The sequence below is a fragment of the Paenibacillus sp. P4_A7 genome, assembly GCF_056402455.1.
Genome location: NZ_JBFUHJ010000011.1, coordinates 16773 through 31193 on the forward strand (window position 1 = coordinate 16773; position 14421 = coordinate 31193).

The following is a 14421-nucleotide window of genomic DNA, read 5'->3' on the forward strand; positions in this document are numbered from 1 at the left end:
GCTTGGCCGATTATAGGCTGAGCTTTTTTTTTTGGCATATCAGCTAGGAAAATCATCATTAGCTCTTCCACTCATCCGGCAGCAGTCGTTGATATTGCGGCTGCAAATAACGATCATCAATGAGGACCAGCGTACCGCTATCCGTCTCCGAACGAATGAGCCTTCCTCCGGCCTGCAGTACCTTATTCATGCCGGGGAATACATAAGCGTAGTCGTAGCCGTTTTTTCCATGCTCATTAAAATAATCCTTCAGCATATTCCGCTCCACACCAAGCTGCGGCAGCCCGACACCTACGACGATAACGCCGATTAAACGGTCCCCTGTGAGGTCAACTCCCTCTGAGAAAATACCGCCCATAACAGCAAAGCCAATCAGTGTCCGCTTGCTTCCCGCCTGAAACGAAGCTAGAAACTCGTCCCGCTCCTCTTCCGACATATCAGACTTTTGCAGCAGCACATCGACATCGTTATCATTACCAACAGGCTCCGTCCAGTCCACCAATTCCATGTAAGCCTCATAGACCGCATTCATATACGCATACGAAGGAAAAAATACAAAATAATTGCCTGGGCGCTCATTGATTAAACGCTGCAGCAGCTTAACTATGGGGAGCCTAGAATCATTTCGATCATTGTACCTTGTCGATAGCGGCTCAATAATGACATTCAACTGCTCTTTGGAGAAAGGGGACGGTATCGACAGTGTGTAGTCATTCTCGCCTGCTCCCAGCATGTCCATATAATAAGAAACGGGAGACAATGTTGCTGAGAAATAAATATGTGAACGATAACCTTTGCCCATTTGCTCCAGAAGCAAGGATGGATCGAGGCAGAATAGCTTTAACCTTACATCACTTTTCGTCAGCTCCGTATAGACGATATATCGCTCATCAAACAGCTTCGCCGTACGAATAAAGTTTTGTGCTTCAAAATAAGTATCCAGCAGCAATCCGCTAGCGCTAGCGTTTCCGCTGCCGCTCAGTCCAACACCCGCGAGCGCTTGTCCCGCCGCAAGAGCGAACACATCCATTAATCCGACAAGCTCCTCTGGCAGCTGTTTATCTACCCTGTACGACGCCTCTTCACTCCTCTTACGCAGAGCTATGAAGTAATCATTGACCGCTTTCGCTGCCTTATAGCCTTCCGTATGCACGCCCTTCAACTCCCGCTGCAGCGCCAAAAATGAAGACTTAGACAGCTCCGCTGAAAACATTTCCCGGGCACGATCCACCAAGTTATGTGCCTCGTCCACAAGCAGCACTGTCTTCTTTTTCTGCTCCGCATACTGCCGTTTGAATGAAATACGCGGGTCAAAAATATAATTGTAATCGCAAATGACACCATCTGCGGCGTAAGCAACATCCAGTGAAAACTCAAACGGACAAACTCGATGTTTCCGGGCATACTCCTCAATTACTGTCCGTGTCATCGCTGTCTCGTTCCCCAAAATATCAAGCACCGCGCCATTTACACGGTCGTAATAACCTTCGGCATAAGCACAATACTCCTTCTCACAGCGTACCTCTTCTTGGAAGCAAATTTTACTCTTCGCCGTAAGCGTGACTGTATGAAGATGCAGACCCTTCGACTGCATAAACAGCATCGCGTCCTCCGCCGCCGCTCTCGTCGTCGTTCGCGCCGTCAAGTAATAAAAACGCTGCACCATGCCTGCACCCATCGCTTTTATGGTCGGAAAGGTAGTAGAAATCGTCTTGCCAATACCTGTTGGAGCCTTTGCAAACAATCGAACGCCTTCATCGATTGTCTTATACACAGCACCTGCGAGCTTGCGCTGCCCCGCTCGGTACGAATCAAAAGGAAAAGCCAGCTTCTGAATGCTCTCATCCCTCGTCTGCTCGTGACGGCGGCGCAGCTGTGCGTATGGCGCATATAGTCCGACAACCTCGAGCACAAAGCGTTCCAGCTCCTCTATGTTCGCTTCCCTTACAAAACGTCGTTCCTGCTCCGTCTCGGTCTGCACATAAGTTAGCTGCACGCGCATCTGCGCCTCCCCATGCTCCATGGCGTACATGTAAGCATAGAACATCGCCTGCGCCCAGTGTACAGGTGAGCCGTCCCCGCTAATGCGATCCAAATCACCACCCGTTGATTTTATTTCATCAATAGTAAGTATCGGTTCTGTAGCGAGCAAACCATCACATCGCCCGTCCACAACAAATAACAGATCATCAATCGCAATGTCTGCTCGTACATATACCTCTTTATGGTCCTGCTCTCCGTATGTCCGCTGTACGCGCTGATGCGCTTTCGTTCCCTCGTGCATCGCATCCACTGTATTTAGCCTCGTATCGATGCTCCCGCTTAAAAATACATACTCGACCAGATGCCTGACCGATATGGCGACCGTGTAAGTGTCCTGCATAACTTCTCCTTACTCGCTTCCAAGCGTATCCGTATTCCGATTTCAAAAGAACATTTGTTCCGTTATTGTACCATAGAAGGGATCTATTGCGCACCGAAAAGAGAGGACGCAGCAACGTCCCCTACTCCCCTACTCTTGATAGGATTTCATTAACTCTTCTTTCTTTACTCTGATTGCTTTATCAAGTTATTGATACGCTAAAATAACAATTGTCGCATTATCTTGATAGGGCTTCTGCTCATTAATAATCCTCTTCACGATATATTTTGCAGCTGCTTCTGGCGTTAATAGAAAGGCCTCCACTAACAGCCCGACTGATAATTCTTCATATAGACCGTCACTGCACAGCAATATCCAATCGCCTGTTTGCAAAGTGAAGGGAACGCGATTTATATCGATTTCGTTCAACTGAGGGATCCCTAAATAGCTCGTTAACAATCTACGCTCCGGATGCGAATGAGCCTCCTCAATGGTTAGCTCACCGGCATTCACTTGTTCATTTAGCTGATTTGCATAGATATGGTCCCTCGTAAGCTGAGTGATCATTCCGCCGCGATACAGAAATATGCGACTATCTCCAACTGATATCCAGTTAAGCTGCCCCTCCTGAATAACAGCCGCAATAAGCGTCGTTCCCACATTCCACTCCAAATCATTTTCCTTCGCCAATTCAAAGACTTCGCTATTTGCCGATTGAAGCGCTCTCATCAAGGCTTTTGATACAGACTCGTCTGCCGCTCTCCCCTTATAACTGCTCTGAAAAGTTTCGATAGCAAGCTGACTTGCTTCTTGCCCCATCGCAAAGCCCCCCATACCGTCAGCGAGTACTGCAAATACACCAAGACGAGCGATTACCTCAGCATCCTCTTTCGTAAAATAGGCATAGGCGTCCTGCTGCTGCTCACGCGCACCAATATGCTGAGCCCCTCCGGTAATAACTTTTAATGAGTCATGGGGCGATGCCTTGGTCTCCGAGTATTTATCCGCTAAGATAGCAATGGCAAGAAGAACAATGATCGCAATCGTGCTCCACATCAAAATAAAATCTGCAATGCTCTGCATTTGCATAGAGCCCTCCATCCCAGTCGCCCACCTATTCTCACGTATAAGTCACCACTATTCTTTATCATAATCCTTACTAGACTCCACTTCGATTTATGTCAATGTAATGCAAATACAACCGAAAAAACAGCGCTAAAACAAAAAAAGCCGAAATCTTGATGGTGGGCTTTCGCCCTTCCATTAGATTTCAGCTTTTCTTGTTCAAGAAAGGTAGCCTACGTAATAGGTGTACCTTTCTTCAGCGCCTTTAGGTCGCCATTAGAGTTATTCAGTGCAGGCAGCATTTTCTCGCCGACAACCATCGGTGCATGACACATTAAACAAGTTGGAACGTGATCAAAAGCAAAGTTATCTCGCATCCAACTGTTGCAGCCATCTGTCACACATGTCCAAACCTTCGTTTTTTCTTCCGGAATTTCTTCTAGCGGTTTTTTACGATTGTACATGGTCAGCCCCCCCTCGCTTAAAAAGGAAAAACTGCCTCAAACTTATAGGTAAGGGGCAGTCATCATTTATGAAAAGCAGTGATATGTGAAATCTTGATTCATTGTTGCAATTACCTCTATCTTACCATATTTCGTACAACAAAGGCAAATAACATTTAACTATTTCTTGACTTTTGCAGCCCATCATTGTAATATGCTATCTTTTCTCCACTTCGCAGGTATATCTTGTCACATTAGTTGTTTTCATAAATTGTCGGCTCAGTGCCTGATTTCTAATTATTTGGTTATTCTAATAATGGGATGGATGATCAAGCTTATACCGAAGGAGGATGAATAGTATGGAAAGCACAAAGGATTTTATTGATAAGGTACACGATACGCAGCGTAAAGCGGAACGCAACAAAAGACGCGGCGGTCATGGAACGCCAGCCAAAGTACTGTCCACTAAACAGCATAGTACCAATAAGTAATTGAATGGAGCAGAGCAGGCCCATGCACAATTGCATGGGCCGTTCAGAAGCGCATGCGCGGGCACTGCTTCTGTTATTGTTATATTTTAATGCCATTTCAGATGGTTATGCGCTTGAAAGCGCCCATTCCGTATTCCGTATCCTCTAACCCTTTATTGCCGGACTCATATAGTTTAGTTTCAACTATTGAAATTAATTACCCCAAAAAAGAAGTGTTATACTATTTAGTGTCATTGGATGAACCTAATTGATGGTTAACTCTATCCGCGAGCTATTTTCTGCAATTTAAATGCATTTCCTGAAACTAATTCGGCTCTATTCTTATGATGATCCTCTTTAGTTTCACTTTATGCACTTACTACATAGAGCCCCTAAGCTGACAACTGATGGTGTGCAAATAAAAAACAGGCTGCCGTATCCAGAATACGACAGCCTGTTTCTTATCTACTATTGACGATCTACTTTATAGCCTTTCTTCTCAAGCAGCGCCACAATGCCTTCTTCACCAAGCATATGCGCCGCGCCTACAACTACAAAGTAAGTCGAACCGTCCTTTTTCTTCAAATATCCATCAATTTTATCGACCATCGTGAGATTACGATCTGTCAGCATGGCTATATTCAGCTCAGCCTGATCCTTAGCTTCCAATGTAACATCCAGAAGCATCTTCTCATCGCCCGTTTTCCACATTTCTGTCAATTCATCAATGCCTGATTCTTCTGCATAATAGTTTTCTATAGCTCCGGCAAGCATTTCATCCTGCAGCTCAGCGGAGAAGTTATCCAGCATATTCAGTTGAAACTCGATTGACTCCAATTCCAAGATCGGCAGCTTTTGCTTAATCGCCTGTGACAAGAAGAACATATCAATTCCGATGCCCGCATCATAGCCTGATTTTGCCGCTTTCAAGTAGTCTAAAGTCGATGATACACTCCATGGTTTGAAAGCATCAAATGCACCTGCTTGCAAGCCGTTTTCGACTAAAATGGTATTCAGTTTCTTATACGTATCTGCAGATAGGTGATCCTTCAGAGATGATCCGTCTTGATATGAGCTAAGCTCCAGAACCAGCTCCTGTACTTTGGGCTCATTTGCTTTAGTAATATCGGCCTCAACAACTAAAAAGTCAGACGCTTCATATGCCTGTTGAATTTCCTTACGAAGCGGATACATAGCGCTATCAGCTATATGTATAGAACCTAGCAAGTATACTGTGTTTCCTTCATTCTCGGCTTTCCACAGGAACCCGCGGCTAGGGACCTTTATTTTGATGGAAACGGAACGTTGTTCACCATTCCACGTTACTTCATATCCAGCAACCTCGCTAATAAAGCGCAATGGGACATAGACTGTTTTTTCAATAAGCCTTGGTGCAATCGGCAGAGGAATCTCCGTATCATTAATAATTGCTGTTTGCTTGTCTACCTGAAGAGATAAGACCAAATTTTCCTTCGTTGCAGTAAGGACATTACCTTTAGCATCCAAGCTCACTGCAAAGTTTAATTTCTTTAAAATCTGATCCGCAGGAACAAGTGTCGTCCCTTTCTCATTAATTACTGACTGATTACCGAGTTGAAGCTGCTCTCCATCTACTACTACTGAGACTGGCTTCGATTCCGCATGAACACTAGTAACGATTGTAAATAGTAGAGCTAGTGATAGAAATAGTGCTGCGATTTTTTTCATGAATAGAAACTCTCCCTTATCCAATTAGTGACACACATTTGTACTGCATTTCTAGCAAAAATATCATGATTAGCGCTGCTCCTAACTCTAGCTGCAAGCTTTCAAGAACCTTCATCATAATACGGAAATTAAGCGAGATCGTTTCATAATATTGGATATCATGACTAATATTACAATCCGTTAATACTCATTTGAATATATCCATAAATTAAATAATTTACCAGATGTCTTACAAATTATATTGGATTCAGCTGACTAGTAAAAACGAAAAAGTAATTGGTTTTTTCCGAAGCTGCAATTGCGCGGATTAACTTACTACACGTAGGTATCTATACAACTAGAACACAAAAAAAACAGCAGCCTTGGCGGAATTTCCGCTAGTCTACTGTTTTGAAGCTTCTATTCTTTATACTCTGACGCGACTTTTGAGGCTTGAAATGATTAAGAAGCTTCACTGGCTGGCATGAGATTTCTTTCGTGCCTCTATACGCTTCCTTTCAGCGCTGTCTCCACCTTCGGCGTGACGTACACTTTTTTGGCCAAGTAAGACTGTGCAATCATGAATATCCCGCCCGTTATCCAATACAACGAAATTGCCGCAGGTGCCGTTAGTGCGAATATCCCCATCATAATGGGGGATAAATATCCCATGAAAGCCATCTGCTTGGCCTGTGCGGACTCTGCTCCTGTCTGAGCCGGCTGCGATACTTTAAACTGGATAAAATAGATAACCGCCGCAATGATTGGCAATACAACGTCCGGTGAACCCAGCTTAAACCATAGGAAGGAATGATCCGCGATCTCTGGCGTCAGCTTAATGGCTGAATATAAGCCCATCAAGATTGGCATTTGGATGAGCATAGGCAGACAACCGATCGCAAGCGGGTTAACCTGATGCTTCTGGTACAGCTGCATCGTTTCCTGCTGCAGCTTCTGCTTGGAAGCGGCATCCGTTTTCCCCTTATACTTGTCCTTTATCAGCTTAAGCTCAGGCTGAAGCACGGACATTTTCTGCTTCATCTGATGCTGCGAACGATATTGACGCATCATGAGCGGCAGCAGCGCGAGCCTAATGATGAGAGTGATTCCGATAATCGCAAAGCCGTAATTGCCTTGAAACAGATCAGCAAGATATTGCAGCACAGCTGACAAGGGATAAATGATGTAATGATTAAACACACCCGGCGTATCTCCGTCAATCGTACCGCTAGTCGATCCACAGCCGCTTATTAAAAGCAACCCTGCCAGCATGATGCCGGCTATTAACACACGTCCATATTTTAATGAAGGGAATACATTGTTCTTCTGCATAAAAATCCTCCTCGTTTGTTTGAAAATAGCGCAAAAAACGAGGCTGAGCAGTCTGCTATATCGTCATCAGGTGATTCCTTTCGTTTCACTTTTCTTGCTAACCAGTGATGAATAGGAACGTTGCGGATAAGCAGCTGCTTTGGCAGTGCAATAAACAATACGTTTATAGCCTGACTTCGCTCCCAATATTCATAAGCCCCTGAATGCAAATGAGAGGCATAGGCAAAGGCCAGTGAGCAAAGCAAACTAATCGAAAATATATACGGGGCGACGTCATGAAGCTCAAGCTCGAACAATGTATTCACCTCCCTTCCTTAATAAAAATAGTTTTTATGCTTTTTGGATAGTATAACAGTAAATATCGACCAAATACGACTGCAATACTCATAAAGATGTTACAAACCGTGCTGCTAGGTTATTTACAAATGGATACCGTAAATCATATAATTTCTAAGTTGCCTACTCATAAAGGGTTGCATCGACTTGATTGCACACATACACAACTTAGAAGAAAGAGGACACTATGAATCGAAAAAAGTTATCATTCCTTTACATCACTCTCATCACGTTCGTCGTTCTGGTTCTGGTCTTTGGGCAATTGTTTCAGCTAGGAACTGCTGACTCGCATTCCGTCAGTGCAGCAAGTGCAACTGACTCGCCCTTATCTGGACAGAAAAAGAAGCTTGTGATGGGTACCTCGCCTGACTATCCGCCTTATGAGAGCGTGGATGCCAAAAATAATGGTGAAATAATCGGCTTAGATATTGATATTGCCAAGTATATCACCGATAAGCTCGGTTATGAACTGGAAATCACAAGTATGGATTTCAACGGTCTAGTTGCCGCACTTCAAACAGGTCGCGTCGACTTCGTTATGTCCGGTATGTCCGCTACGGAAGAACGAAAGGCGAGCGTTGATTTTTCCACTACTTATTACGCGGCCCGCAACACAATTGTTTCCAAAAAGTCTGCTCCGATAGAAACAGCTGAGTCGCTGGCTGGGAAACAGGTTGGCGTTCAGCTTGGCTCTGTACAGGATATCCTCGCGGAAACAATTGAAGGGGCGCAGATCAAAAAGCTGAATAAAATTCCAGATCTTATTCTGGAGCTGAAGTCAAACCGTATTGATGCCGCAATAGTGGAGGATGCTGTCGCTGTCGAAATGACTAATGCAAACCCTGATTTGGTCATGAACTTCCTTCCAGCCGATTCGGCTGAGAATGGCTATGCCATAGCTTTTCCGAAAGACTCAGCACTAACAGCTGCTTTTAACGGCGTACTCTCCGAGATGTCCGATAACGGAAAGCTGGAGGAAATCATACAAAAGTGGTTTTCAGCAGAGAAGAAACCATCCGATAAGCTGCTTAATCTGAATATTGACTTCAGCGTACTGCAGGGCTATATCCCTTATATTMTAAAAGGTATAAATGTAACACTGCTCTTTACGCTCGTCTCAGCGATCTTTGGCCTTATTTGGGGTTCGATACTATCACTTTTCAAAATATCCGGCATTAAGCCGCTCGAGTGGTTCGCTACCGCTTATACGTCCATATTCCGCGGAACGCCGTTGTTAGTGCAGCTCACAATCATCTATTATGCGATTCCGCAGCTTTTCAATTATGACATACCTGCATTGATGGCAGCTGGTCTCGCATTTGGTCTAAACTCTGCTGCATATTTGTCCGAAACAATCCGCGGCGGTATTATGGCGGTGGATAAAGGGCRGCGCGAGGCGGCTATCGCACTCGGCATCCCTTATCGCACGATGATGATCCGCATCATCTTCCCGCAGGCTCTGCGTAATATTTTGCCTGCACTCGTAAACGAATGCGTTGCGTYGCTGAAGGAATCATCACTCGTATCCGTCATCGGTGTATCCGATTTATTACGGCGCGCAAATGTCGTGCAGTCCATTGAGTTCCGCGCATTAGAGGTGCTCTTGTTTATCGGCGCGATTTATTACGTGCTCGTTCTCATTTTAACTTCGTTTGCCCGTAAGCTCGAAAGGAGGCTGCGCCGCAGTGATTAATGTAAAGGATCTAACTATAACATTCGGGAAAAATCAGGTTTTAAAAGGAATTTCTACGTCGATTGAGCGCGGTGAGGTAGTGGCGTTGATCGGGCCATCCGGTTCAGGTAAATCAACCTTTCTTCGCTGCTTAAATAGGCTTGAGACGCCAACTTCAGGTTCTATTACTATTGCAGGTGCTTCTATGACCGATCCAAAAGCCGATATTTCCGGTGCACGTCAGCATATCGGCATGGTATTTCAGCATTTTCACCTGTTCCCACATATGACCGTAATCGATAATATTACGTTCGCTCCAATGAAGGTTAAAGGCGTGTCGCTTGAGCAAGCACGCCTGCAGGCGAAGGGGCTGCTCGAAAGAGTCGGCCTCTCGGATAAAGCGGACAGCTTTCCGTCCCGATTGTCAGGCGGTCAAAAGCAGCGTGTCGCTATCGCCCGAAGCCTTGCGATGGAACCAGACATCATGCTCTTTGATGAGCCTACCTCGGCGCTCGATCCGGAAATGGTCAAAGAGGTGCTGAACGTCATCCGCGGTCTCGCGGACAGCGGGATGACCATGCTCATCGTAACCCATGAGATGAAGTTCGCAAGAGAGGCAGCAGACACGATCTACTTCCTCGACGATGGCAAGCTCGTCGAACGCGCGAAGCCGGAGCAATTCTTCACTAATCCGGAGAGCGAACGTGCAAAGCGATTTCTAGAGCAGGTTCTATAAGAAAGCTTATGAAACAGCTATAAAGGAATAAAGACGCAAGAAGGGCCGACACCAAGTAGACAACCTGCTTGGTGTCGGCCCTTCTTTTCTATTGCTTAAAAAGCATAATAGGATTGAGATAGATCAATCAAATAGGAACGATCCAACATCTCATCATCCGAAATCGGTTCCTGAAATAGAGTTCTCGTGTACAGCTTGTCCGCTAAGTCTGAAAGAGCAGATTTGACAAGATCCGTTCTATCCTGCCCCCACGCCTCTGCATGAGATTGAGCAAACATAAGCGCGTCGGGTACCGAGAGGCCTTTGAGATGGTTGAAAACGGACGCCCACTGGACCAAATCCGCATTTCTCTTCTCACATGGAAGTATATATTCACTCCAGCCATTAATGCTGCCGCTTGCGATTTTGAGTATACCGCAATTGCATCCACTGGTGATTTCGGGCATCTGCTTCTCAAGGAGCTTGCAATCAAACCGATAAATCTCCATTAAGCCAACCCTACAGTTCTTCAAGTAGTCGCTATGTACAACCGGCAGAGGTTTAGTGATATTCAATACTACCACTCTTCTTTCTTCATAAGTTTAATAGAAGATAGCACACTAAAAAGCCCGTGAGCAGAGAAATCTGYACACGGGCTTCTTTCGCATCATCATGCGAAGAAAGTACGGGTAACGGTTCTCTCACAATACGCTTACGAGGTTAGCTGACGGATTCGGGCTTGCGAGCGCCCTACCTGCGACATGCTTTCAGCATGCCTTACAGGATTCACCCCATGAGGGATTCTAGCTTACGAATACCTTCGTTTGGATCCCCCGCATCCCTATTCGGGATTTATGCGTTTTGGATAAGCAGCAGATGCCCATCCTTATTTGAATCAGTATGGTATTGAACTGAATATTACTCCGGCGGTATAAAAATGTAAACCCCAATTTGAGCATTCCTTGGTTATAATTCCACCAATTTAGTCGATGAAAGCGCATCAATCTACATCATGCCTTTATTATCTGCCATATTGCTTCTTCAAGCTGACTATTTTGCAATAAGCAAGAGATACCGAGATAATACTAGCTACACGGAGTATATAGGGGGTGTGATGGTTATAAGATCCCTCTAAGTGCCGTTTATTGTAAAATTTGAATCATAGTTATTCTTTACAGAAATTTTTGTCAGGCGTATGATTCATCTCAGGATTCATACAACGTTTCCTTCTTAGAACGCTTAATTTTCACAAGCGTAAACGGCTGTCGCCGTCTTCTACGGCAAAAGCTTTCGTTTCGCGGTGATAGATAAGTACGTTTATAAGTGAATACTTATAAATCCTTATCTATAAAGAAAAACGGGGGAACCACATGAAAGTGTTGCACGGACGGTGTGAGAGCTGTTCTGGTGTGATGCTTGGGGTGAATCCCGGTCACAGGAATGCAGTTCATTCCTGAGGACTGGGTAGGGCGACTCTCACCGCCCGAATCCGTCAGCTAACCTCGTAAGCGTGGTATAGGCAGCATCTATAAATGAGGATTCATTCATTTGATAAGTGTTGTTTTGGAGAGAGAGGATGATGAAGCTTGTAATCGGAAGCTACGACCACAGGGCGTAAAGGCTGTGGTTTTTTAAAATATAGAAAATATGTTTCACCATGCATCTTTATCGCTGAATCCTTGAACAAAGGAACGGGGGAACCAACAGCAGCCGTGATCATCGAAGTCCGAGCGGGACAACGTATCCGGCGCATGGGGTGAATCTTATGTGCAAGCTACTTGTACATAGGTAGGGCGACTCTCACGCCCGAATCCGACAGCTAACCTCGCAAGCGTATCGAGAGAGGCAACGACTATCGTGCGAAAGTCACGGATTTATTTCCTGTGCCTTCAGAAGCCGCGAGAAGAGTTCCTCTTCTAGCAGGCTTCTTTTTTGTTGTCTTCTCTTCAACTAACCAGGAGGAGAATCGAAATGATAGAACCAGAATACATCCTTGTATCTGCACCGAACCATACAGGCGAAGGCTTCATTCGTCACCTAATCGCTCAAGGATTTCCTGTCGCCGCAATCGTGAACAACTCCGAAGAAAAGCGAAGAATGGAATTGCTTGGAGTGAAGCGGATTCTGATGGTAGATACGAAAGATATAAACACTTGGACTGTGCCCGATTTCTCTGTAGGGAAAGTGTTCCTATTCGAAAGAAGCTTTACCCTATGCTGCCGATATATTCAGCTCTGCAGGAAATGGACGTCTAAACCGATTTACGTCATTACACACACGAATAACCCTCGTATGATTTATAAAGCTGTGGGGGCCAATTATATCATCTATACCACGAGCAGCGAGGTATCGTTTCTTGGCAGAATGCTAATGGAATGATGGAATTCAATAATCGAAAATACGGGGAGTGAACGTACATGTTGGATGTGTACATGGTATTGATTCTAGCCGCGACCTTTGGGTTATTTTCCGCATTTTTATTTTGGTGCGAACGCGTTATTCAGGATTCGGGAGGCGAACGAAAATGATCATCGTCTACATTTTTACGGTGCTTATCTTTGTATATTTGGGTTACGCCTTAATTAACCCAGAGAAATTTTAACTTTTTTCAACAAAGCTCTCTGAGGAGGATATGTAAAACATGGGCATTTTTCAAATTGCTATCGTTATTATCATATTGGTGCTGCTCGTTAAACCTTTGGGCACCTATTTGTTTCACGTATTCTCAAACGAAGAAAACCGGACGGATAAATGGTTCTCTTTTGCAGAACGCCCTATTTATTGGCTGCTCGGTTTAAAAGATCGCAAGGGAATGACTTGGAAAGTTTATGCACTTAGCTTCATTATTACGAACATTGCACTCGTCGCCTTCGGTTATTTTATATTACGGATGCAGAAGTTTCTGCCCTTTAACCCGAATGGTATCGACAACATGGAACAGACGCTATCATTCAATACCATTATTAGCTTTATGACGAATACAAATCTTCAGCATTACAGCGGAGAAACCGGCTTGTCCTACTTCTCGCAAATGGCTGTTATTACGATGCTGATGTTCACCTCCGCCGCTACAGGCTTGTGTGTAGCCATTGCATTCGTAAGAGCCATTACGAGCAAGGGCGGAACGATCGGAAACTTCTTTCAAGATTTTGTAAAAGCGAATGTTCGTGTATTTTTACCGCTTGCGTTCATCGTCATGTTAGCGCTTGTGGCGCTGCAGGTTCCGCAAACGCTCGATTCTACATTAAAGGTAACGACTTTAGAAGGTGCAGAGCAGCAAATAGCAATCGGTCCGGTCGCTTCACTTGAATCGATTAAGCATTTAGGAACAAACGGTGGAGGGTTTTTCGGAGTTAACTCCGCACATCCATTTGAAAATCCAAACCCGCTTACTAATGTAATCAATATTTTATCGATGTGGTGCTTAGCGGCTGCATTGCCGTATACGTTCGGATTATTTGCCAAAAACCGCAAGCAGGGCTGGGTTATTTTCTCGGCCATGATGATTTTGTTTCTTGCTTTCTTGTCTCTCAATTATTTCTCCGAGACCAAGGGCAACCCTGTTATGAACGAGCTCGGCATCGATGCCTCCCAAGGAAGCATGGAAGGAAAAGAGGTTCGTTTCGGTTTAGCCCAATCCAGTCTGTTCACAACCGTAACCACAGCAGCGACAACAGGCAGTGTCAACAATATGCATGACACGCAGACGCCGCTTGGCAGCATTACACCTCTAGCACTAATGATGCTCAACAACGTGTTCGGCGGCAAGGGCGTTGGTTTGATTAACATGCTGATGTACGCGGTTCTGGCTGTATTCCTTGCTGGTTTGATGGTCGGAAGGACACCAGAATTTCTCGGACGGAAGATCGAAGCTCGCGAAATGAAATTGATCGCGATTGTGATTTTGGTCCATCCGTTCATCATCCTAGCACCAACGGCGCTCGCATTAGCTACCGATTTGGGAACAGTAGCCATTACGAATCCTTCGTACCATGGCGTAACGCAAGTGCTGTATGAGTATACCTCTTCTGCGGCAAACAACGGATCGGGATTCGAAGGACTCGGTGATAATACACCGTTTTGGAACATTTCCACCGGACTCGTCATGCTATTCGGACGCTACATTTCAATGATCGCCATGCTGGCTGTTGCCGCTTCTCTTCAGCGCAAACAATGGGTTCCAGAGACGATCGGTACGTTCCGTACGGATAACCACTTGTTTACAGGCATTCTGGTAGGAACCGTGTTAATTATCGGGTCCCTTACATTCTTTCCGGCTATTGTTCTCGGACCAATTGCCGAATATTTGACGATCCGTTAAGGGAAGGGGAACTTTACTC

Annotated in this window: 14 protein-coding genes and 3 riboswitches; of the genes, 7 read left to right on the forward strand and 7 right to left on the reverse strand. The window is 45.0% G+C overall.

What is annotated here, in order from left to right; translation table 11 throughout:
* Positions 1–58 precede the first annotated feature (58 nt).
* The 3 genes from AC1DWN_RS03210 to AC1DWN_RS03220 form a co-directional block, all read right to left on the reverse strand.
* On the reverse strand, positions 59–2383 hold the full coding sequence (locus tag AC1DWN_RS03210) for an ATP-dependent DNA helicase (RefSeq protein ID WP_477557498.1): 2325 nt from the start codon (positions 2381–2383) through the stop codon (positions 59–61).
* Between the two features lie 186 nt (positions 2384–2569).
* Complete coding sequence (locus tag AC1DWN_RS03215; protein WP_477557499.1) at positions 2570–3445, reverse strand: PP2C family protein-serine/threonine phosphatase; 876 nt, start codon at positions 3443–3445, stop codon at positions 2570–2572.
* Between the two features lie 215 nt (positions 3446–3660).
* Positions 3661–3891 carry a cold-shock protein gene (locus AC1DWN_RS03220; RefSeq protein WP_477557500.1) on the reverse strand — a complete coding sequence of 77 codons (231 nt, stop codon included), beginning with the start codon at positions 3889–3891 and terminating at the stop codon, positions 3661–3663.
* 338 nt (positions 3892–4229) lie between these two features.
* Here AC1DWN_RS03220 and AC1DWN_RS03225 point away from each other — a divergent pair, with 338 nt between their 5' ends.
* The gene (locus AC1DWN_RS03225; RefSeq protein WP_475810088.1) at positions 4230–4361 is read left to right on the forward strand and encodes a DUF4023 family protein; all 132 of its coding nucleotides are present in this window, start codon (positions 4230–4232) and stop codon (positions 4359–4361) included.
* A gap of 22 nt (positions 4362–4383) precedes the next feature.
* Positions 4384–4509 carry a hypothetical protein gene (locus AC1DWN_RS03230; protein WP_477557501.1) on the forward strand — a complete coding sequence of 42 codons (126 nt, stop codon included), beginning with the start codon at positions 4384–4386 and terminating at the stop codon, positions 4507–4509.
* A 299-nt stretch (positions 4510–4808) separates the two neighbouring features.
* Here AC1DWN_RS03230 and AC1DWN_RS03235 read toward each other — a convergent pair whose 3' ends face one another.
* From AC1DWN_RS03235 to AC1DWN_RS03245, 3 genes are all read right to left on the reverse strand, one after another.
* Complete coding sequence (locus AC1DWN_RS03235; RefSeq protein WP_477557502.1) at positions 4809–6047, reverse strand: TraB/GumN family protein; 1239 nt, start codon at positions 6045–6047, stop codon at positions 4809–4811.
* 483 nt (positions 6048–6530) lie between these two features.
* Complete coding sequence (gene yidC, locus AC1DWN_RS03240; protein ID WP_477557503.1) at positions 6531–7358, reverse strand: membrane protein insertase YidC; 828 nt, start codon at positions 7356–7358, stop codon at positions 6531–6533.
* Positions 7328–7654 carry a hypothetical protein gene (locus AC1DWN_RS03245; RefSeq protein ID WP_477557504.1) on the reverse strand — a complete coding sequence of 109 codons (327 nt, stop codon included), beginning with the start codon at positions 7652–7654 and terminating at the stop codon, positions 7328–7330. Before AC1DWN_RS03245 ends, yidC begins: the two co-directional genes overlap by 31 nt.
* Positions 7655–7881: 227 nt before the next feature.
* Here AC1DWN_RS03245 and AC1DWN_RS03250 point away from each other — a divergent pair, with 227 nt between their 5' ends.
* Both AC1DWN_RS03250 and AC1DWN_RS03255 read left to right on the forward strand, forming a co-directional pair.
* The gene (locus tag AC1DWN_RS03250; protein WP_477557505.1) at positions 7882–9387 is read left to right on the forward strand and encodes an ABC transporter substrate-binding protein/permease; all 1506 of its coding nucleotides are present in this window, start codon (positions 7882–7884) and stop codon (positions 9385–9387) included.
* Positions 9380–10102, forward strand: a complete 723-nt coding sequence (locus AC1DWN_RS03255) for an amino acid ABC transporter ATP-binding protein (protein WP_477557506.1) — start codon at positions 9380–9382, stop codon at positions 10100–10102. The genes AC1DWN_RS03250 and AC1DWN_RS03255 overlap by 8 nt, the downstream gene beginning before the upstream one ends.
* A gap of 95 nt (positions 10103–10197) precedes the next feature.
* Here the strand turns inward: AC1DWN_RS03255 and AC1DWN_RS03260 are convergent, their stop codons facing one another.
* Positions 10198–10656, reverse strand: coding sequence for a hypothetical protein (locus AC1DWN_RS03260; protein ID WP_477557507.1), 459 nt, complete (start codon positions 10654–10656; stop codon positions 10198–10200).
* A gap of 118 nt (positions 10657–10774) precedes the next feature.
* A riboswitch (cyclic di-AMP (ydaO/yuaA leader) is annotated at positions 10775–10950 on the reverse strand.
* A gap of 459 nt (positions 10951–11409) precedes the next feature.
* Positions 11410–11607: riboswitch (cyclic di-AMP (ydaO/yuaA leader) on the forward strand.
* Positions 11608–11740: 133 nt separating this feature from the next.
* Positions 11741–11931: riboswitch (cyclic di-AMP (ydaO/yuaA leader) on the forward strand.
* Between the two features lie 121 nt (positions 11932–12052).
* On the opposite strand from AC1DWN_RS03260, the gene AC1DWN_RS03265 reads away from it, so the two are divergent.
* From AC1DWN_RS03265 to kdpA, 3 genes are all read left to right on the forward strand, one after another.
* On the forward strand, positions 12053–12460 hold the full coding sequence (locus AC1DWN_RS03265; protein WP_477557508.1) for a hypothetical protein: 408 nt from the start codon (positions 12053–12055) through the stop codon (positions 12458–12460).
* A gap of 145 nt (positions 12461–12605) precedes the next feature.
* Positions 12606–12683 carry a potassium-transporting ATPase subunit F gene (locus AC1DWN_RS03270; RefSeq protein ID WP_477557535.1) on the forward strand — a complete coding sequence of 26 codons (78 nt, stop codon included), beginning with the start codon at positions 12606–12608 and terminating at the stop codon, positions 12681–12683.
* A 39-nt stretch (positions 12684–12722) separates the two neighbouring features.
* Entirely contained in the window at positions 12723–14402 is a 1680-nt protein-coding gene (gene kdpA, locus AC1DWN_RS03275) for a potassium-transporting ATPase subunit KdpA (RefSeq protein ID WP_477557509.1), read from the forward strand.
* Positions 14403–14421: the final 19 nt, after the last annotated feature.